Origin of the sequence: Stutzerimonas stutzeri (assembly GCF_002909485.1) — a bacterium.
Taxonomy (GTDB): domain Bacteria; phylum Pseudomonadota; class Gammaproteobacteria; order Pseudomonadales; family Pseudomonadaceae; genus Stutzerimonas; species Stutzerimonas stutzeri_AH.
The window spans coordinates 1-20,368 of the sequence record NZ_PPXG01000012.1 but is presented as its reverse complement, the minus strand read 5'-3'; the positions used below and the strand labels follow the sequence as shown (position 1 = coordinate 20,368).

The 20,368-nt window shown below is 62.7% G+C and carries 16 protein-coding genes, 1 tRNA gene and 1 rRNA gene; 4 read left to right on the top strand and 14 right to left on the bottom strand.

Annotated features, from left to right (window positions below):
• Positions 1-182 precede the first annotated feature (182 nt).
• The 5 genes from CXK91_RS21820 to otsB all read right to left on the bottom strand — a co-directional run bounded on the left by CXK91_RS21820 (position 183) and on the right by otsB (position 4,308).
• A tRNA-Met gene (locus tag CXK91_RS21820) sits at positions 183-259 on the bottom strand.
• 214 nt (positions 260-473) lie between these two features.
• On the bottom strand, positions 474-1,373 hold the full coding sequence (locus CXK91_RS21815; protein ID WP_103458094.1) for a DMT family transporter: 900 nt from the start codon (positions 1,371-1,373) through the stop codon (positions 474-476).
• A complete protein-coding gene (gene can / locus CXK91_RS21810; RefSeq protein WP_103458093.1) occupies positions 1,373-2,017 on the bottom strand; it encodes a carbonate dehydratase in 645 nt (214 codons plus the stop codon). The genes CXK91_RS21815 and can overlap by 1 nt, the downstream gene beginning before the upstream one ends.
• An 82-nt stretch (positions 2,018-2,099) precedes the next feature.
• Entirely contained in the window at positions 2,100-3,515 is a 1,416-nt protein-coding gene (otsA, locus tag CXK91_RS21805) for an alpha,alpha-trehalose-phosphate synthase (UDP-forming) (protein ID WP_103458092.1), read from the bottom strand.
• 16 nt (positions 3,516-3,531) lie between these two features.
• Positions 3,532-4,308, bottom strand: coding sequence for a trehalose-phosphatase (otsB, locus tag CXK91_RS21800; RefSeq protein WP_103458091.1), 777 nt, complete (start codon positions 4,306-4,308; stop codon positions 3,532-3,534).
• Between the two features lie 176 nt (positions 4,309-4,484).
• Here otsB and CXK91_RS21795 point away from each other — a divergent pair, with 176 nt between their 5' ends.
• Positions 4,485-5,027, top strand: a complete 543-nt coding sequence (locus CXK91_RS21795; protein WP_103458090.1) for a hypothetical protein — start codon at positions 4,485-4,487, stop codon at positions 5,025-5,027.
• A 415-nt stretch (positions 5,028-5,442) separates the two neighbouring features.
• Here CXK91_RS21795 and rimI read toward each other — a convergent pair whose 3' ends face one another.
• From rimI to CXK91_RS21770, 5 genes are all read right to left on the bottom strand, one after another.
• A complete protein-coding gene (rimI, locus tag CXK91_RS21790) occupies positions 5,443-5,895 on the bottom strand; it encodes a ribosomal protein S18-alanine N-acetyltransferase (protein ID WP_015275950.1) in 453 nt (150 codons plus the stop codon).
• Positions 5,888-6,709, bottom strand: a complete 822-nt coding sequence (locus CXK91_RS21785; RefSeq protein WP_103458089.1) for an energy transducer TonB — start codon at positions 6,707-6,709, stop codon at positions 5,888-5,890. Before CXK91_RS21785 ends, rimI begins: the two co-directional genes overlap by 8 nt.
• Complete coding sequence (locus CXK91_RS21780; RefSeq protein ID WP_103458088.1) at positions 6,706-8,250, bottom strand: 2-isopropylmalate synthase; 1,545 nt, start codon at positions 8,248-8,250, stop codon at positions 6,706-6,708. Before CXK91_RS21780 ends, CXK91_RS21785 begins: the two co-directional genes overlap by 4 nt.
• A 382-nt stretch (positions 8,251-8,632) precedes the next feature.
• A complete protein-coding gene (locus CXK91_RS21775) occupies positions 8,633-9,874 on the bottom strand; it encodes a saccharopine dehydrogenase family protein (RefSeq protein ID WP_103458148.1) in 1,242 nt (413 codons plus the stop codon).
• Positions 9,875-9,900: 26 nt separating this feature from the next.
• Entirely contained in the window at positions 9,901-10,998 is a 1,098-nt protein-coding gene (locus tag CXK91_RS21770; RefSeq protein ID WP_103458087.1) for a carboxynorspermidine decarboxylase, read from the bottom strand.
• 272 nt (positions 10,999-11,270) lie between these two features.
• Between CXK91_RS21770 and mksB the strand changes: the two genes are divergently transcribed.
• The 3 genes from mksB (at position 11,271) to mksF (ending at position 16,409) form a co-directional block, all read left to right on the top strand.
• The gene (gene mksB / locus CXK91_RS21765; protein WP_103458086.1) at positions 11,271-12,557 is read left to right on the top strand and encodes an Mks condensin complex protein MksB; all 1,287 of its coding nucleotides are present in this window, start codon (positions 11,271-11,273) and stop codon (positions 12,555-12,557) included.
• A gap of 319 nt (positions 12,558-12,876) precedes the next feature.
• The gene (gene mksE, locus CXK91_RS21760) at positions 12,877-13,578 is read left to right on the top strand and encodes an Mks condensin complex protein MksE (RefSeq protein WP_103458085.1); all 702 of its coding nucleotides are present in this window, start codon (positions 12,877-12,879) and stop codon (positions 13,576-13,578) included.
• Positions 13,575-16,409, top strand: a complete 2,835-nt coding sequence (gene mksF / locus CXK91_RS21755; RefSeq protein WP_103458084.1) for an Mks condensin complex protein MksF — start codon at positions 13,575-13,577, stop codon at positions 16,407-16,409. Before mksE ends, mksF begins: the two co-directional genes overlap by 4 nt.
• Before the next feature lie 103 nt (positions 16,410-16,512).
• Here mksF and CXK91_RS21750 read toward each other — a convergent pair whose 3' ends face one another.
• From CXK91_RS21750 to rrf, 4 genes are all read right to left on the bottom strand, one after another.
• The gene (locus tag CXK91_RS21750; protein ID WP_103458083.1) at positions 16,513-18,822 is read right to left on the bottom strand and encodes a PqiB family protein; all 2,310 of its coding nucleotides are present in this window, start codon (positions 18,820-18,822) and stop codon (positions 16,513-16,515) included.
• The gene (locus tag CXK91_RS21745; protein WP_103458082.1) at positions 18,815-19,438 is read right to left on the bottom strand and encodes a paraquat-inducible protein A; all 624 of its coding nucleotides are present in this window, start codon (positions 19,436-19,438) and stop codon (positions 18,815-18,817) included. The genes CXK91_RS21750 and CXK91_RS21745 overlap by 8 nt, the downstream gene beginning before the upstream one ends.
• Positions 19,425-20,081 carry a paraquat-inducible protein A gene (locus CXK91_RS21740; RefSeq protein ID WP_103458081.1) on the bottom strand — a complete coding sequence of 219 codons (657 nt, stop codon included), beginning with the start codon at positions 20,079-20,081 and terminating at the stop codon, positions 19,425-19,427. Before CXK91_RS21740 ends, CXK91_RS21745 begins: the two co-directional genes overlap by 14 nt.
• A gap of 210 nt (positions 20,082-20,291) precedes the next feature.
• Positions 20,292-20,368, bottom strand: a 5S ribosomal RNA gene (gene rrf / locus CXK91_RS23080); the annotation flags it as partial.

Below are 20,368 nucleotides of genomic sequence, written 5' to 3'. Positions count from 1 at the left end.
TGGAATACAGGAAGGAAGGATGCCTAAGGCTTCGCTGAAACGGATCTGCATGCGCTCCTCGGCGCAGAGGAAACGTTAGACAAAACACGAGCCTATTGCAAGACGTAGACAAGGCGTAGTCACTCCGTAGTCACCGGCACAAACAAAAAAGGGGCTAGCTTTCGCTAACCCCTTGTTTTGTCTGGTGGCTACACCGGGACTTGAACCTGGGACATCAGCATTATGAATGCTGCGCTCTAACCAACTGAGCTATGTAGCCAAGTGGCGCGCATTATTCTCTGGTCGGTTTAGGCTGTCAACCCTGGCTTCGCAGATTTTTTATCCTTTTCAAACGGTTAGTTACGAACGGTCGAGGGCCAGCTTTGGTGTGGGTCGGTCGTCGTTCGTCGGCTGCCGCATCGGATCGCTACTGCCTCGACCCGTGCGATCTAGGCGGGGGCGTACTCAGCCGCTCCACGGAAAGCCCTGTGGGCTTAGCGGAACGACGGCCGCGTAGCCAGCAGCAGGCCGGCGAAGATCAGGGCGCCGCCGATCCAGTGGAAGGGTTGCAGGGCTTCGCCGAGCAGCAGCCAGCCGAGCAGCGCGGTGAAAACGGGCATCAGGTAGCTGGCCATGGCGGCCTTGGCGGCGCCGACGACTTTTACGCCGTGGTTCCAGGCGAGGTAGGCAATCAGCGAGGCGAATACGGCGGTGTAGCCGATGGCGCCGAGGTTGGCCGGTGTGGCGGCGAAGCCCCCTACCCGGCTCAGTTCGTACAGGTAGAACGGCAGGATCAGCGGCACGCCAAGCAGCATCAGCACGCCGAGTAGCACGAGCGGGGGCACGGTGAGGAAACTGGACCAGCGCCGCAGCAGCAGCGTGTAAAGCGCCCAGACCAGCACGGCCAGCAGCATGATGAGGTCGCCGGCCTTGAACGACAGGCTGGCAAAGGTCTGCCAGCTGCCACGGCTGATCAGGTAGAGCAGCCCCGCCGCCGCCACCGCCATGCCGAACCAGGCACGGCGCAGTGGCCATTCACCGAGCAGGAAGCCCGCCCCGATAAAGGTCGCCAGTGGCAGGCAGGTGTTCACCAGCGTCAGGTTGATCGCTTCGGTGCTTTGCGCGGCGGTGTAGAGCAGCGAGTTGTAGCTGGCGATACCGAGCGCGGCGATCACCGGCAGGCGCCAGCCGGCAGCCCGCAAGGTGGCGCGGTGCAACCAGATGCCGCGCGCGACGAAGGGCAGCAGCAGCGTGGTGGCCAGCACCCAGCGCCAGAACGACAGGCTCAGCGGCGGGATCTGATCGTAAAAGGCACGTGCCACCAGCGCGTTGCCACTCCAGCAGAGCACAGCGATGAGCAGACCGGCGAACGCCGGGGCGTGGCGGCTGTTCATCAGGCGTTACGCGGCGGACGCAGGCGGTACTGCGACGGCAGCTGATCGAGCCCGCTGACGGTGACGTTGAGGTTCTTCCAGATGCCGTCCTTGATGCCGTAAATGCAGCCATGCACGGCCAGAGGCTGCCCACGGTGCCAGGCGTTCTGGACGATGGTGGTGTGGCTGACGTTGGCAACCTGCTGGATGACGTTCAGCTCGCAGAGTCGGTCGACCTGCTCGTCTTCGCTGGCCAGCTTGGAGAGGTGCACGCGATGCTCGTAGTAGAGGTCGCGGATGCTGCGCAGCCAGCCGTCGATCAGGCCAAGCTGGTCGTCGCGCATGGAGGCGCGCACGCCACCGCAGCCGTAGTGGCCGGTGACGAGGATGTGTTTGACCTTGAGCACGTCGACCGCGTACTGGATGACCGACAGGCAGTTGAGGTCGGTGTGCAGCACGACATTGGCGACGTTGCGATGAACAAAGAGATCACCCGGCAGCAGGCCGACGATCTCGTTGGCCGGTACGCGGGCGTCGGAGCAGCCGATCCACAGGTATTCCGGCGCCTGCTGCTTGGACAGTTTCTCGAAGAAGGTGGGGTCTTCTTCCTTGATGGCCTCGGCCCAGCGGGCGTTGTTCTCGAACAGCGGTTCCAGCTCGCTCATCTACGTTGTCCCTATGGTTCGGCCCCGCACCTTACGAGCCCGCCTGGCCTTTGACAAGCAAGGCCGGCGCGCGCGCGGGCGATCAGTCCGGCTCGACGAGTTCTTCAGTCTCGATGACCGTGGTGCTGGGCTGGGAGACGTACGAACGCAGGTCTCGCATGAAGTTGTCGCGCCAGGCATCCAGATCGGCGGCGCGAATGGCGCGCATCAGGTGCTCGTAACGATCCTTGCGTTCGGCCAGCGGCATGCTCAGGGCGCGGTCGAGGGCTTCGGCCATGCCGACGCAATCGTATGGATTGACGATCAGCGCGGAGGTCAGCTCGCGTGCGGCACCAGCGAAGCGCGACAGCACCAGCACGCCAGGGTTTTCCGGGTCCTGCGCGGCGACGTATTCCTTGGCGACCAGGTTCATGCCATCGCGCAGCGGGGTGACGAAGCCGACGTCGGCGGTGCGGAACAGGCCCATCAGCACCCGGCGGTCGTAACTCTTGTTGAGGTAGTGCAGCGGCGTCCAGTCGAGGTCGGAGAGACGCCCATTGAGGTGTCCGGCCTGGCTTTCGAGCTGCTCGCGGATGTGCTGATAGGTGCGCACGTCGGAGCGCGAGGTCGGCGCGATCTGCAGAAATTCGACGTTGTTGCGATGGCTCGGGTAGCGGTCGAGAAACTCCTCGTAGGCGCGGAAGCGCTCCACCAGGCCCTTGGAGTAGTCCAGTCGGTCGACGGAAATGATGGTCTGCCGCTTGGTGTCGCTGGCGCGGCGCATGGGATGGGCGCGGCCTTTGTAGCCTTCGGCGAGCTTCTGGATTTCGTCCGGCACGACGCCGATCGGGTAAACCCCGGCGCGGAAGTTCTGCCCGTAGGCGGTCAGGCTGCCGTCCGGCTCGATGACGCCGCGCACTTCGCGGGTGATGTAGTCCTGAAAGGCCAGGCGGTCGGTGTCAGTCTGGAAGCCGATCAGGTCGTAGTAGCAGAGGGTCTTGAGCAGCTCGTTGTGCGGCGGGATCGCGGTGAGAATTTCCGGCGCGGGAAACGGGATGTGCAGGAAAAAGCCGATGCGGTTGCGGATGCCCAGCTGGCGGCAGGCTTCAGCGAACGGGATCAGGTGGTAGTCGTGAATCCAGATGATGTCGTCAGGTTCAAGCAGCGGTAGGAGCTTCTCGGCCAGCATGCCGTTGACCCGCCGGTAGCCGTCGTATTCTTCGCGGCTGTAGCGTGCCAGGTCGATACGGTAGTGGAAGATCGGCCAGAGCGTATTGTTGGAGAAGCCGCGGTAGTACTGGTCGTAGTCGCGCTTGCTCAATGGCAGCGTGACGTAGGTGATGTTGCCCACTGTTTCGGTATTGATGCTCGGGGTCGCGCTGATATCGCCGCTCCAGCCGAACCAGATACCACCGGCCTGACGCAACGCATCGTAGACGCCAACGGCCAGCCCTCCGGCGGCAACCTTGCCCGGTTTGATTGGCGCCACGCGGTTGGAAACCACTACTAAACGGCTCATGGCAAAAAATCTCGCTCTAGTCTGGTTTTATTTTTGGCTCGGCCGGCACGCCGAGATCGTTCAGCAGGGCTCCGACCCAGGCCCCGACCGCGGCCACCGAGGCGACCCGTTCGCGGGCTTCGCTGGGGCCATCGCCGACCTTGATGGAGCGCCCGCCGAGCGCGTTGACCGCGGCAAAGCCGGCTTCGTCGGTGAGGTCGTCGCCAAGGAACACTGGGGTTTTGCCGGCGAACGGCGGCTCCTGCATGAAGGCGCGGATCACCTCGCCCTTGCTCGCGCCGCGGGGCTTGAGTTCGAACACGCACTTGCCCGGCTGCAGGGTCAGCACCTCGGCGTAACGCTCGGCGAAGTCTTCGGCAAGGCTGCGGGCAACCTCTTCCAGCTCGGGTGCCTGGCGGAAATGCAAAGCGAAGGCGACGCTCTTGTTCTCCAGATGCAGACCGGGGTGTTCGCTACACGCCTGCTGCAGCTCCCGCTGGATTTGCTCCAGCGCGTGGCTGTCGAGTGCCAGATTGCGTAACTCGCCCTTGGCATCGCGGCGCTCGGCACCGTGGACACCGGCGGCGGGCAGTTGCAACGGCGCGAGCAATGCATCGAGCTGCGCGAGCGGACGGCCGGAGATAACGGCAACGGGTATGCCGTCGGCATGCAGCCGCTCCAGGGCCGCGAGGGTGGGCGGTGGAATGAACACGAGTTCCGGTCGCGGCTGAATCTCAGCAAGCGTTCCGTCGACATCGAAGAAGAAGGCGTAGCGCAGCGCCTCTGGCGCGGGTTGGTCGTTTTGATCATTCATGCAGAGTAGGACTCCGGATCACGCGCGGTGGTTCGTCCCTTTTCACAAGACCCTCAAGCATTTACCTCAGCCAACAGGATGGACCCGGATGCTGGATCCGGCCAGCGGCGCGCCTGAATCTTCCCCGTGCTGCCAGGTCACAACCTGCAAGACCGCTGTCCTGACAGGAGACGATCATGAGCGACAAAAAACCCTACACCCCGACGGAAATCGACAACACCGAAGACCGTATGGGCTCTATCGAACAACTCGACTTCGACCAGCGACGCGATGAGCGCAAAGGCCGTATCGGTGACGAAGTGCCTGGTGAGCAGGCTACCGACGAATTCACCGCAGAACGTGCAGCAGAGGCTGGCATGACCGCTGGCGAAGTGCCGGATGGCGAAACCACCATGGACGACATGGCCCCGGAAACGCTGATTCCAGACGATGGTGCGCGCTCGCCGAGCGAACGCGGCCATGGCGGACCAGCGGACCAGGACCTGAGCGTGGTTTCAGAGCATGAAATCGGCGCCGACGTGGATCTCGACGAAGCCGAGCTTGGCCGCCAAGACCCGCTTGATGGCAAACCATGGGACGGGCCGGCCAAAGGCGACGAGGACACCGGCCTCAGCGGCGGCGATGCGGTATTGCGTGAAGACGACAGCGTACTGTCCGACGACGAGCTTGAAGGCGAAGCCCCGCTGGATTCGGGACGGGACAAGCGGCCGGGGGAATAGAGCGGAGCCCGTTGCCGCACTCGCCAGGCGAAAGCGACATGCCCCCGAAGCTCATAAGGCGGGCCTCGGCTGACTTCGTAGATGTAGGGTGGATGTCGCCTTTTACATCCACCTTGACCAGAGCACGGTGGCTCGATGAAGCGTGATCCACCCTACGAGGCCGGCGACAGTCGGAGATCGGGAACCGCGACTGTGGGCGCCGGCGAGCTCCACCAAAAGCCGAGGCCTCGTCCCGCAGCAAATCAATCCAGTGTGCGTAGGGTGGATGTCGCTTTTTACATCCACCCTGACGTGGGTACGGTGGATCGTTGAAGCGTGATCCACCCTACGAGGCCGGCGACAGTCGGAGATCGGGAACTGTGAGACGTAGACGCCGGCGAGCTCCGTCTTAAAGCCGGAGCACCGCCCGCAGCAATCAATCCAGCAACGTACAGGCCATCACTAGCGCATCTTCACGTCCATCTGCCGCTGGGTAGTACGCTCGCCGCCGGCCGATCTCATTGAAGCCATAGCGCTCATAAAGCCGATAGGCCGTGGTATTGCTCGCACGCACTTCGAGGAAACACTCACGCCCGCCGCGTTCGCGTGCGCGCTGCATCAGGTGCTCCAGCAGACGCAGGCCGAGGCCACGCCCCTGACTCTGCGGTTTGACGGTGATATTGAGCAGGTGCGCCTCGTCGAGAATCAGGTTGATCACGCCGTGGCCGACCTGTTGCTCGCCCTCGAACATCACCCAGCACTCGTAGGCACTCAGGGCGTCGTTGAAGATGCCGCGCGTCCAGGGGTGGCTGAAGGCCGCGTACTCGATCTTCAACACGGTTTCGATATCCGCCGCGGTCATCGGGCGGAAGCTGACAGCATCACTCATCACGAGAACTACCTATATGCCAACGCGGCATGCTGCGGCGCATGGCCTTCCACAGCTCGGCCTTGGCGGCCGGCTGCTCCATCAATTGCTCCAGCCCAGGCATCGCCAGCGCGCGGCCAAGCCCGTCGACGGCCAGTTCGCGATAGCAGGCGTCGACATCCACTTCGCCGGCGAAACGCAGCGCAGGGCGGCCGATCAGCCAGATGCAGTCGCAGCCCATGTTTTCCAGCTCGGCGGCCATCACGCCCTGGACGTAATCACGTGCGGCTTCGCCACCCTGGTCGAGGCTGCCCTTGTGCAGTAGCGGCCAGCGAATCGGCTCGCCATCGCCAACCTGCTGCGGCTTATCCGGCAGGCGTGCGGCGCGCAACAGGTCCTTTAGCAGGATGTAGGCCGGATCACGGCTCTGGAAGGACTCACCGGTGGGCAGCTCCACCACCAGCAAGACGTTGCCGGCGCGCATCAGCTGCAGCGAGAAACGCGGCGGTGGCTCGATGGGCTTGGCCGGCTCGGCCGCCTGTTCTTCCGCCGCGGCGGCAACCGGTTCCGGCTGCTTGGGCTCCGGCATGGCGATACGAGGGCGCGGCGCTTGCGGCTGTTCAACTGGCGGCGCTGCGGGCGCCCGTTCCACTACGGACGCGGCCACCTGTACCTCGGCTGGCGGAGCAACGGCTATCTCCGGCTCCGCTTCGGCTGCCACCGGCAATAGCAGCTCCGGCCGCGACGGCGCAGCGAAAGGCAGTTCGGTGCGCGGCAGCCAGCTGGCCACCTGCATGGCGTCGAGGTAGGCGCGACGCCGGGCTTCGTTGATCAAACGCCCTCCACCTGCGGATGTGCCTTGGCGCCGACCTGCATCAGGTTCAGCGCGTTGAGGTAAGCCTTGGCCGAAGCGACGACGATGTCGGTATCGGCGCCGTTGCCATTGACGATGCGCCCGCCCTTCTCCAGCCGCACGGTCACTTCACCCTGGGAGTCGGTGCCCTGGGTGATGGCGTTGACCGAATACAGCTGCAGCGTCGCCCCAGAATCGGCAATCGCCTCGATGGCCTTGAAGGTCGCATCGACCGGGCCGGAACCCTGAGCTTGGGCGCTGCGCTCGGCACCGTCGACGCTGAGCACCAGCTTGGCTTCGGGGATGGTGCCGGTCTTGCTCGCGACCTCCAGGGTGGCCAGCTTGAAGTGCTCCGGCGCTTCGTCAGCCAAGGTGTCGGAGACCAGCGCCTGCAAGTCTTCGTCGAAGATTTCGTGTTTCTTGTCCGCCAGTTCCTTGAAGCGGGCAAAGGCGGCGTTCAGCTCATCGCCTTCCAGCACGATGCCCAGCTCATCCAGACGCGAACGGAATGCGGCGCGGCCAGAGTGCTTGCCCATGACCATCTTGTTGGCGTTCCAGCCGACCGACTGGGCGGACATGATTTCATAGGTTTCGCGGTGCTTGAGCACGCCGTCCTGGTGGATGCCCGACTCGTGGGCGAAGGCGTTGGCGCCGACGATGGCTTTGTTCGGCTGCACCGGGAAGCCGGTGATGCCCGACACCAGACGCGAGGCCGCGAGGATGTGCTCAGTCTCGATGCGGGTGTGTACGTCGAGCAGGTCCTGGCGGGTCTTGATCGCCATGACGATCTCTTCCAGCGCGGCGTTGCCTGCACGCTCGCCAAGGCCGTTGATGGTGCACTCCACCTGGCGCGCGCCTGCCACAACGGCAGCCAGCGAGTTGGCCACGGCCAGGCCGAGGTCGTTATGGCAATGCACGGAGAACACCGCCCTGTCGGCGTTGGGGATGCGCTCGAGCAGCTGGCGGATGGTTTCGGCGTACTGGTGCGGGATGGCGTAGCCGACGGTGTCCGGGATGTTGATGGTGCGAGCGCCGGCGTCGATCGCGGCCTCGATGATGCGGCAGAGGAAGTCGATCTCCGAGCGGCCGGCGTCTTCGCAGGAGAATTCCACGTCAGCACACAGGCTGCGCGCCTTCTTCACCGCGCGCACGGCCTGCTCGACCACCTGGTCCGGCTGCATGCGCAGCTTGTACTGCATGTGGATCGGGCTGGTGGCAATAAAGGTGTGGATGCGCCCGGAGTTGGCGCCGGCCAGTGCTTCGGCGGCACGCTCGATGTCGGCATCGACAGCGCGCGCCAGGCTGCACACGGTGCTGTCCTTGATGTTGTCGGCAACCAGCTTCACCGCGGCGAAATCGCCCGGGCTGGCGATGGCGAAGCCCGCTTCGATCACGTCCACCTTCAGCCGCTCCAGCGCACGAGCGATGCGCAGCTTTTCCTCACCGGTCATGGACGCGCCGGGGCTCTGCTCGCCGTCGCGCAGGGTGGTGTCGAAGATGATGACGCGATCATTGCTGCTCATAGGAAATCCTCACGGCTGCCGAGCGCCTCTCGGAGGGCGCTTGTACTCCGTGGATTGTCGCGTGAAATCGACGAAGCGGGAAGGCGAAGCTGTGTTCGTAGGGTGGAAAACCGCAACGCGGTTTCCGCCAGCCCCCATTGGTGGAAAAGCCTTCGGCGTTTTCCACCCTACGCCAGAAAACACAAAGCCCGCCTTTAGGCGGGCTTTAGGCTGATCGAGCGAGCTAGAGCCATGCAAGGCAAAAACAGGCGAGGAAGCGGAGTTTACTGCTGTAAATGAGCATTACTCGCTCCGCTCGCCCTTCGGGCCGGCCTAAAGGCCGTTCGGTGGCAAGCCACCGTCCGAGCCTGTTTTTAACGCAGCAGGGCCGACGCGCAGCCGATCAAGCCTGATCCCAGGCCCGGTCGCCGCGCTCATCCTTGATCCGAGTCGGCAGCCCCATCGCATCGAGCAGCTTGAGGAACGGCTGGGCCGGCAGCTCTTCGACGTTGACCATGCGCTGCGCATCCCACTCGCCACGCGCTACCAGCAGCGCGGCGGCAACCGGCGGTACGCCGGCAGTGTAGGAAATGCCCTGGCTGTCGGTCTCGGCGTAGGCCTCTTCATGGTCGGCGACGTTGTAGATGAACAGCTCGCGCGGCTGCCCATCCTTCGTGCCTTTGACCAGATCGCCGATGCAGGTCTTGCCGGTGTAACCCGGCGCCAACGAGGCGGGATCAGGCAGCACGGCCTTGACCACCTTGAGCGGCACCACTTCCAGGCCTTCGGCAGTGCGCACCGGCTGCTCGGAGAGCAGGCCAAGGCTGTTCAGCACGCTAAAGACGTTGATGTAGTGCTCGCCAAAGCTCATCCAGAAGCGGATGTTCGGTACATCGAGGTGCTTGGACAGCGAGTGCACCTCGTCGTGGCCAGTCAGGTAGAGGCTCTGTTCGCCCACGACCGGCAGGTCGTCAGTGCGTTTGACCTCGAACATGCGGTTGGTCGTCCACCGGCTGTTTTGCCAGCTGTAAACCTGACCGGTGAATTCGCGAAAATTGATTTCCGGGTCGAAATTGGTGGCGAAATACTTGCCGTGCGAACCGGCATTGACGTCGAGAATGTCGATCGACTCGATCTTGTCGAAGTATTCCTGTTGCGCCAGAGCAGCGTAGGCGTTGACCACACCTGGGTCGAAACCAACGCCGAGGATGGCGGTGACGCCCTTCTCCTGACACTCGGTCAGGTGCTTCCACTCGTAGTTGCCATACCACGGCGGCGTTTCACAAATCTTGCCCGGCTCTTCGTGGATCGCGGTATCGAGATACGCGGCGCCGGTGTCGATGCAGGCACGCAGCACGGACATGTTGAGGAAAGCAGAACCGACGTTGATGACGATCTGCGATTCGGTTTCCCGAATCAGTGCCTTGGTCGCTTCCACGTCCATGGCGTCCAGCGCATAGGCCTTGATCTCGCCAGGCTGCTTGAGCCCGCCCTTGGCTTGCACGCTGTCGATGATGGCCTGGCATTTGGAGATGTTGCGCGACGCGATAGCAATACGACCGAGTTCGTCGTTGTGCTGCGCGCACTTATGGGCCACCACCTTGGCGACACCTCCTGCACCAATGATAAGAACGTTTTTCTTCAATTGTTTCACCCCCTTGTACTGCGGCCTCAGGAGAGGCTGGACAGGTAATCGTTAAAGTCGAACTCACGAACCACCTCGACGCTGCCGTCGAGCTGCTTTACCACGATGGACGGCATTTTCAGGCCGTTGAACCAGTTTTTCTTGACCATGGTGTAACCCGCCGCGTCGATGAACGACAGACGATCGCCGATGGCCAGCGGACGATCGAATTGGTACTCACCGAAGATGTCGCCGGCCAGACAGCTCTTTCCGCACACCATGTAGCTGTGCTCGCCGTCGTTGGGCGCCATCTTGGCGTTGAGGCGGTAGATCAGCAGGTCGAGCATGTGTGCCTCGATGGAGCTGTCGACCACCGCGAGATTCTTGCCGTTGTACAGGGTGTCGAGCACCGTCACTTCCAGCGACGCACTCATGGTGATCGCCGCTTCACCCGGCTCCAGGTAGACCTGCACGCCGAATTTCTCCGAGAAGGCTTTTAGCCGCGCGCAGAAGGCATCGAGCGGATAGCCTTCGCCGGTGAAATGGATACCGCCGCCGAGGCTGACCCACTCGACCTTTTCCAGCAGATGCCCGAAGCGCTCCTCGATGGCATTCAGCATCTCGTCGAACAGCTCAAGGCTGGAGTTCTCACAGTTGTTGTGAAACATGAAGCCGCTGATCTTGCCGATCACCGCCTCGATCTTCGCCGGATCGTGTTCGCCCAGGCGGCTGAACGGGCGCGCCGGATCGGCCAGCAGGTAGTCGGAGCTGCTGACCTGCGGATTGACGCGCAGACCGCGGATAATCCCCTCGGTGCCAGCCTCGAAGCGCTCGAGCTGGCCGACGGAGTTGAAGATGATCTTGTCGCAGTTGGCGACCATCTCTTCGATTTCGTCGTCGGCCCAGGCCACGCTGTAGGCATGGGTCTCGCCGGCGAACTTCTGCCGACCCAGCTTGAGTTCATAGAGCGACGACGATGTGGTGCCGTCCATGTACTGCTGCATCAGGTCGAATACCGACCAGGTGGCGAAGCACTTGAGTGCCAGCAGGGCCTTGGCGCCAGACTGTTCGCGCACATAGGCGATCTTTTCCAGATTGCCCAGCAGCTTCTGCTTGTCGATGAGGTAATACGGCGTATTGATCATGTGTACGTGCCCCCAAGGGTTTTCGCCGGACAGGAGCCGGCAGCTCCCCGTTTGCAAAAGCCGCGAATTGTGCCGATTACCGACGCATATCGGAATAGATTTTCAACACTTCGTCATCATTCAGGACATTCGGCAGTATCGATACCGCCGCAATAGCCGATGCTAGACAGGCTAACCCACGCGCAATGACGTTCAGGTGAATTGCGCTGCCGATTGCCTGACCTGCCATTCAGGCGCTTCCGATTATCCGGCGAGCCTTCACTTGGGCGTCAATGCAGTACAATTCGCGCTTTTTTACTGGCTGGACTGGCGCCTCGATGATCGAACCCAAGCGCGTATTGCGTGCCCTCGCCGAACACTGGACGTTGCTCGAGCCACTGTGCGAGCGTTTCGATGCGGGCACGCTGAGCCTGATCGAACTTCGTCATCAGCTCGCCGCGCAATTGCCCGAAGGCACGCCCACCGACATTACCGCCCTGCTCGACCAGTGGATCCGCCTGGATATCCTGGTGCCGGTGGCCAAGAGCCCCAACCGCTTCGAGCTGAACGCGCAGATCCACGACTTCCTCGCCTACCTGCGCCGCGAGCACCGTCTCGGCCTATGCCTGGAGATCGAAGCCTACCTGCGCCATCTGGAGCGTCTGGCCGGGCATATCCTCGATGCATTCGAAATTCGCGACGGCAACGACCTGGCCCGCCAGCTGCGCCTGCTCGATATGCGCGTGCGCGATGTACTGAAGAAGCTCGATAACGACGAGCAGGCGCTGGTCGCCGTGGCCGACCGGGCCAAGACCAGCGACCGGCAGATTCCACTGCGTCAGCGCTATGCCGAAGTGCTGGCGACCTGGGACGAATACGTCGAGCCGATGATTCAACTGGTCTCCGCCGACGGCGCCTTCGAGCAGGGCGTGCACCGGGTCGAGCAGGTATTGATGAAGTTGCTCGGCGAACAGCAGCGCCTGGGCCAACTGGTGGACGACGACCTGCTCGTGCGTACCCACGCGCGCATCCTGGAAATGCAGACCACTGCCCAGCTGACCCTGCGCAAGGCGCGCGAATTGCTGCTGCCACTGCGCGAAGAAGCCCGCCGGCACAACGCCGTGACCCGCGGCGCGGCGCTGGCGCTGTCGGCGATCCGCAAGAAGGGCCTCGATGCCGTACCGCAGGCCTCGCTGCCGCTGTTTACCCGCCCACAGACCACCTTCCTCGGCACGGCCAGCCAGGTAGAGGCTTACGTCTACGCGCTGGCCCGATTCGAACCGAAACCGGCGCAATTTCCCAGGGCCAGTGGCAAGCGCAAAAACGAGCAGCACCGCGCGCCCCGCACCGCTCGGGAGATGATCGAGCGCTGCCAGCAGGCACTGCCGTTACCGGACCTGATGGCCTGGCTGCTGGAGCAGGAACCCGAGGGCGCCACCGACGAGCTGCTCTACTGGTTTTCGCGCTTGTCCCGCGACAGCCGCTTCCAGCGCGACCGGCTAGAGCGCCGCGAATATCTGACCCGCGAGCACCGCGTCAGCCTCAGTTCCTTTGCGCTGGTGGCCAATGCCAATGGCTGATTCCTACGTAGGGTGGACAACGCGCAGCTTGTCCACCTCCAGCCACACCGAATCGAAAAGGTGGAAAAGGCTTCGCCGCTTTCCATGGGGCGGTCTTCCATACTGCGCTCACATCCGGCATTGCAGCCAGGCCCCGCAGCCTGCCCATCGCAAGGCTCAGGTTGACGTCGCTTTCCGCTCCCCGCACCAACAGCCCCCTCTCCCCTATGGGGAGAGGGTTGGGGTGAGGGGCAGGCACCAACACAGGCCAAAGCCCATCACATCACGCTGTGGAAATCACCTTGTTGATTTCTACCCAACGATCCAGCGAGCAACCTGAATGAACATCGACCTCAAGGAAATGACCCAGCTGGCGCCGATCTTCCGCGAGCTGTTCAAGGGCTATCACCTGTCGCGCAGCGAGCCAGAGCCCTACGCGCAACTATCGAACCTGCAGGACCAGTACCGCGCCTTGTTCAAGGCGCTCGGCTTCGAGCTGGTCTGCGATCCGCGCGGTTTCTACTACTTCGTCCCCGAGCAGATGGGCGCGCAGGTGAACAAGACCGCCCAGCGCCTGGCGCTGTTCACCTTCATCCTCGTCGAACACCTCGCCGATCAGGGCCGCGACCCGCTGGCCGTGCTCGACGGTGGCAGCCTCGGTCGCGACGAACTACCCGCGCTTCTGGACAAGTACCGCGACCTCTTTCAGCAGGCCGAAGTCACCACCCAGGACGAGCTGGAAGAAAAGATCATTCGCCGCCTGACGCAACTGGGCTTCGCCGAGGACAGCAACGGCGTCTACCGTTTCCTGCCACCGATGCACCGCTTTCTCGACGTCTGCCTGTCGGTACAGCAGGACCGCGACCTGGCCGCCAGCCTGCACAGCAGCGATCTGCCGTTGCCAGCGCCGGAGCTGATCGCTGAAGACGACAGCGAGGACGACATCATTCTTATCGAAGAGCCGGACGAAGCTCTCGTCGAAGAGTCCGAAGAAGCCGCCCTCGCCCGCGCCATCGCGGCAGAAAAGGAGCTTGAAGCATGAGCCAGGAACGCTACGGCATTCGCCGCTTCGCCCTGCTGAACACCGCCGGCTACAGCCTCGGCATCTTCCCGTTGGAAAACCCGTTGTCGGTCTACGGCGCCAACAACCTCGGCAAGTCCGCTTCGATCAACGCGCTGCAGTTCCCGATCCTGGCGCGCATGTCGGACATGAGCTTCGGCAAGTACAGCCTGGAGCAGTCACGCAAGTTCTACTTCGCCTCGGACACCAGCTACATCCTCGTCGAAGTCATGCTGCCCCACGGCCCGCATGTGATCGGCGTGGCCGGTCGCGGCCCAGGCGGCGGCTTCGGCCACCAGTTCTTCGTCTACCAGGGTTCGCTGGATCTCGACCATTACCAGCAGAACGGCACCTGCCTGCGCCAGCGCGAGCTGTTCGCCAACCTCGAACGCGCCGGCATCAAGGCCTACGAGGCCAAGCCGGACGAGCTGCGCCGACTGCTGGTCGGCGGGCACACCTCGATTCCGCTGGACATGACGCTGATCCCGCTGCGCTCGACCAGCGAGCAGAGCCTGAAGACCTTCCGTGCGCTGTTCATCAACCTGCTGCACATGCGCGAGATCACCGCGGCCAAGCTCAAGCAGCTGTTCCTCGATGCCTTTGAGCACAGCCTGCGTTCGGGCAGCGTCGACTACATCGCCGCCACCGAAGAAGCCTTCCGCGACGTGCGCCGCATGGAGCAGGACTACCAGGCACTGGTGGCCGCCGGCCCACTGGTCGAAGCGCTGGCCGCCGGCGTCGCCCAGCGCGAGCTGCTGCGCGGCAAGCTGCATCGCCTCTCGCCGCTGCTCGACAATCTGCTCGGCACTTGGCACGACTACGCCGATGCGCGCAAGGAAGAGCTGGTGATCCAGGCCGAGCACTACCGTGGCGAGCAGGACGGCCTGCAGAACGAGCAGCGCGGCAGCACCGGCGAGCTGATGCGCCTGGAGCGCGAGATCAGCGAAGCCCAGCGCTGGCTCGGCGAGCTGGCGGTGCTGAAGAACCGTTTTGCCCTGGTCGAGGACGCGCATGTACTGGAGCAGCAGCTGCTCGCCGCCAAGGACGCACACGACGAGCTGGCCGGTGCGCTGGCGCAGTCCCGCCAGTTCTCCAGCGAGGACCTCGACGAACGCCTGCGCGACCTGGAAAAGCGCCTGAAGGCGGTCAAGCAGCAGCTCGACCACGCCAACAACAACAGCTACTCGCGCCTGCGCGAGGAATTCTCCCAGGCCGACGTCGACCGCCTGATGCGCCTGTTCAATGGCCAGCTGTTCAGCCTGCCCCTGGGTGAGAAAGGCATCACCGCCGAGAGCGACGACTGGGTCAAGGCCGTGGAAGCAGTGCTTGATCGCTTCAAGGGCGACACCTTCTCGGTGCCGGGCCTGTCCATCGACCTCTCGCATATCGAGCCACCGGCCCTGCAGGCTCTGGCCGACCGTGCCGCCCTGCGCGACCAGAAGGATCGCCTGGAGCGCGAACTCAAGCAGCTCAAGACCCAGCACGCGGTGGCCGTCGACCGCGCCGCGAGCAAGGCCCAGGCCGAGGCGCTGTACCAGGCCGTGCTGGATGCGCAGAAAGCGCTGGAAGACTTCCGCCGCAGCCAAACCCTGGCCGCCGAGGAGCCGGCAAAGCTGGAGCAGCTGGCCCAGGCCGAAGCCGCCCAGGAGGAACTCAAGCGCACCAGTGACGCCTTCGCCGAGCGCGTGCAGCACCTGTCCGCCAAGCTGCAGCTGGTCGGTCGTCAGCTGGCCGATCTGGAAGCCAAGGAGCGCACGCTGGAAGACGCCCTGCGTCGTCGCCAGCTGCTACCGGCCAATCTGCCGTTCGGCACGCCGTTCATGGACCCGGTGGACGACTCGCTGGACAATCTGCTGCCGCTACTCAACGACTACCAGGACAGCTGGCAGGCGCTGCAGCGCGTCGACGGCCAGATCGAGGCGCTGTATGCGCAAGTGCGACTTAAGGGCGTAGCCAAGTTCGACAGCGAGGAAGATCCCGAGCGCCGCCTGCAGCTGCTGGTCAACGCCTACGCGCATCGTCAGGACGAGGCACTGACCCTGGCCAAGGCACGTCGCGCCGCGGTCACCGACATCGCCCGAACGCTGCGCAACATCCGCAGCGACTACGAGAGCTTGGAACACCAGCTGGCGCTGTTCAACCGCGAGATCAACAAGCGCCAGGTTTCCAACCTGGCAAGCTTCCGCATCGTGCTGGCGCCGAACAAGGATGCGCTCAAGCACATCGACCAGATCATCCACAGCGCCGGACAGTACGAGGAAGGCGAGACGCTGTCGGTGTTCGATCTGTCCCAGTCGTCCGAACAGGACGCGAAGAACGAGGAAGCCAAGGAGTATCTGGCGCGGCTGGTGGCGGCGAACAACAACCAGCTGGGCTTGAAGGACCTGTTCGAGCTGGCATTCGAAATCACCAAGGTCGGCGGCCAGCCAGTGATCCACACCGACATCGACGGTGCGGCGTCGAACGGCACCACGATGACCATCAAGGCGCTGACCAACATGTACCTGTTGCTGCACCTGATGGACCGCGATCAGGCCGGGCGCATCCGCCTGCCCTACTACCTCGACGAGGCGGCAGACATCGACGAGCGCAACCAGCAGGCGCTGATCGAAACCAGCCTGCAGCTGGGCTTCGTGCCGATCCTCGCGTCGGTGAAGCCGCAGGTCTCCGCGCACGTCGCCATCGACCTGGAGGGCGGCAGCGGGCCGACCGGCATCTACATCGACGAGGCGGACTGGAAATACATCAGCCGCCGCGAACCAACCGCCAGCGAGCACACTGTTTCAGCCCAACGGACCGAAGAACCGGCCTGATCTCCCTGCAACGAAAAAGGGCCCCGCGGGGCCCTTTTTCATACACATCCGGCTATCGCCGTAGGGTGGACTTCATTCCACCAATACCGTCCCGGATTGATCGTCACTTGCCACTGGCAGCTCGCCCCAGCTCGATCTTCGGCGCCCAGTCAAACCACTCCTCCTGCGGCTCCTTGAACAAGGCAAAGGTCTGTCCTGGCAAGGCGCGCTGTCCCATGCGTTCGCCATCAGGCGTAGCAAAGGCAACGCCGCCCTCGATCAGCGACTCCAGCGAATCGGTACGTAGGCTGGCACCCTTGAACAGGCTGAAGTCGACACCAAAGCCACTGGTTTCCCAGAACCGGCTGCCGGTGTGCACCAGCGCGGCGTAGCGTGGCTCGATAAGCACGCGAATCAACACGCGGTCTGCCGTCTGGCCCAGCTCGTACCCGATCACCTCGCCGACTTTCACCTCACGGTAAGTGACTGCATTACCCGGTTTGATTGACCCCAGCCGCGCCGCGCTGAGTACCAAGGTGAGTCCTTCTCCCGCCTTCTGCGGCTCACGCTCCTGCCCCACGAAACGCGATTGGGCTGCAGCACCCGGCCTGCCGGGAGCAACCTCGAGGTAGGGACCGCTGACCAGGGTGTCCAGATTGGCCGTGCGCATGATGCCAAGCTCGGGCCGTACCACCCAGAACTGGGTGCCCGCGCGGGCAATACGAGACTCTGCAGCGGTTATCCGGGCGCGCAGCACGACGTGCCCGAGGTCGTCGCTCAGCGTCACGCTATCGACCTCACCGACGTCCAGGCCCTTGTAGCGGATCGGCGTTCCGGCCGCCAAGCCATCGCCGCGATCCAGACGAATCTCTACCGACGTACCGCGCCGTATCGCGCTGTCCCTGTCCTTGTGCAGTTCAAACCGAGGCACTTTTTTGGTGGCCGCCGCTTGCGGATCCGGCGTCTCGAATGCGATCCCACCGGCCAGCAGGCTTTGCAGCGACTCGCTACGCACCTCGATACCGGACAGCCCTCCGGACAGGGAGATGCCACTGGCATTCCAGAACCGGCTCGAGCTGTTTACCAGATCGGCGTAGGGCTGCTCGATGTGCACGCCAACCACAACCCGCTGCTGGTCGCGGGAGAACTGGTAGCTTTGCACGGAGCCAACCCTCACCTGGCGGTAGAGCACAGGACTACCGACATCCAGCGAGCCGAGATTGTCCGCGGTCAGCACCAGGTGAAGGCCCGGCGAACGTATATCCAGTGGCGGTGCCTTGGCGCGTGCAACAAAGTTGCGCCTAGCCTGCGCGCCCTTCTCTCCAGGGCGCACGGAAATGTAGTTGCCGCGCACCAAGGCCTCGAGTCCCGAGATCCCGGCAACCGAAACCGATGGTTTGACCACCCAGAACTGTGTGTCCTCGACCAGATAGTCCTCGAACAGCGGGTCAATGGAAAGCTCGGCCTGTGCGCCACTGAGGTCAGAATCGATATCCAGCTTCTTTAGCAAACCGACCTGCATGCCCTTGTAGATCACCGTTGTGCGGCCTGCCTGAAGCCCATCGAAGTCCTGCAGCGCAACGAGCGTTTTTATACCCGCCTGAGCCGCATCGAAATCCTCGTAAAGCCTGAACGGAATGCTCGGATCGGTCGCCGGACTGTCTTGCCGGTGAGCTGGCGTGGCAAAGGCAATGCCCCCGGCCACGATGCTGGCCAGCGATTCCGTACGAAATTTCACCCCGGTCAGCCCAGCATCCACGGTAACGCCGCTGGCGTTCCAGAAACGGGTGTGCTTACGCACCAGATGTGCGTATTCCGGCTGGATATACAGTTGCACTTCCACCGTGCTGTCGTCTTCGGCCAACACATAGTTCTTCACCTGGCCTACCTGGATCTGCCGGTAGAACACTGGGCTACCACGGTTCAACGAGCCGAGCCGCTCGGCCTTTAGCGTAAGATGCAGGCCGATACGGGTGTCGGACATGGGCGGCTCTTCCGCCAGCGCAACGAAACGCCGGGTTTCCTCCCCTTCGGCAGGGCTGATACCGATGTAGTTGCCAGACACAAGGGTCTCCAGGCCGGTAATTCCAGCCAAGGTCACACTGGGCTTGACCAGCCAGAAGCGCGTGCCGCTGCGCAGGTAGCCATCGACATCCTTGTTCATTTCGATTTCGGCGACTACTACCTGTCGACGTTCATCATCGCCAAGCCGCAGATCTCTCACGACACCAATCGTCATGCCCTTGTAGAGCACCGACGTCTTGCCGATCTCGATACCCTCGGCACTTTCGAAGACCACCTCGATGTGGATGCCCCGCTCGCTATAGGCTTCCCAAGCCAACCACGCGCCGATCGCCAGTGCGATCAGCGGCAGTATCCAGATGGCAGACCAACTGGAAGCGGGACGAGTATTGGCTTGTGGCAGGTCAGTCATGCGTGGCCCCGGATTCCGTGTTATCCCAGATAAGACGTGGGTCGAAAGTGATGGCGGCGAGCATGGTCAGTATCACCACGCTGGCGAAGGCAACGGCGCCAAAGCCCGCTTCCACGCTGGCAAGGCTGCCGAAATTGACGATTGCCACCAGAATGGCGATGACAAATATGTCGAGCATGGACCATCGCCCAATCCACTCGATGAATCGAAAAACAAGTATTCGTTGGCGCGGCGACATTGGGTGATGCCGCTGTACTGAGAACAGCAACATCGCAATCCCAACCAGCTTGAATGTGGGAACCAGAATACTGGCGATAAACACCACTGCGGCAATAGGGAACATTCCGTGCTTTGCCAGGGTGACAACGCCGGACATTATCGTGTCCGGCGTACCACTACCGAGCATGCGTACCGTCATGATCGGCAGAAGATTGGCCGGCAGGTAAAGCAGTGCCGCGGTAATCAGCAGCGCCCAGGTTCGGACGATGCTATTTGGCCGGCGCGTATGCACGCGAGCACCGCAGCGGGTGCAATGGTGATGACGCTGAACTGCGTTCGCTCGGTTCAGCTGATGGCACTCATGGCAAACCATCAATCCGGCATCAGCAGCGCGCATCACGACGCTCCGAGAGGGCTTCCCAAACCTGATGCGGCGACATTACCAACTCCAACCACACCTGAACGACCAGCAGGCCGGCAAAGCATGCCAAGCCGATACCAAGACTCAGCTCGGCCATGTCTCTGAGCTTGATGATCGAAACCAGAATGCCAAGCAGATATACCTCCAGCATCCCCCATTCACGTAGATGGTGATACGTCCGATAAAGCAGCACGCCCAAGGGCTTTGCTCGACCGAACGCAATGCAAAGCAACACGGCGAGCTGGCACAGCAACTTAAGTAGCGGCACGGCCATGCTGCAGAGAAACACCACCATAGCAACACCTTGCATGCCGCTGTTGTACAGACTCAACACTCCACTCCACACCGTATCGTCAGTTACGCGGCCGAGCAGATTCAGGCGCATGATGGGTAGAAAGTTGGCAGGGAAGTACAGCAGTAGCGCGGCCAGCACCAATGCCAAGCCAGGCCCGACGATGCGATGCCGTAAACGAAACAACTCACAACCGCAACGCGGACAGTCGGCAACCTCGCCGAGGTTGAGCGTCGGCTTGAGCATCAGCAAATCACATTCGGGGCAGGCGACCAGCTGCTCGAGCGGAATTTCATCAAGCTCTGGCGTAGCAGCCGATTCCGACATGGGGAGAATATCCGAGTAAAGCGCTCATTCTAAACGAGTCGGGGATGCAGCCGTCAGCTGGGCATGAATGAGCGTACTAGACTTCGCGCCCGTAGATTAGAAGGCACGCTCATTCGCCCACACATCAGCCTACTTTCCTGTACTTCTGCTAAATCGAGCCCAAAAGCAAACCCCCGACCGGATTTCTCCGATCGGGGGTTTGGGATAAGAGCTTGACGATGACCTACTCTCACATGGGGAAACCCCACACTACCATCGGCGATGCGTCGTTTCACTACTGAGTTCGG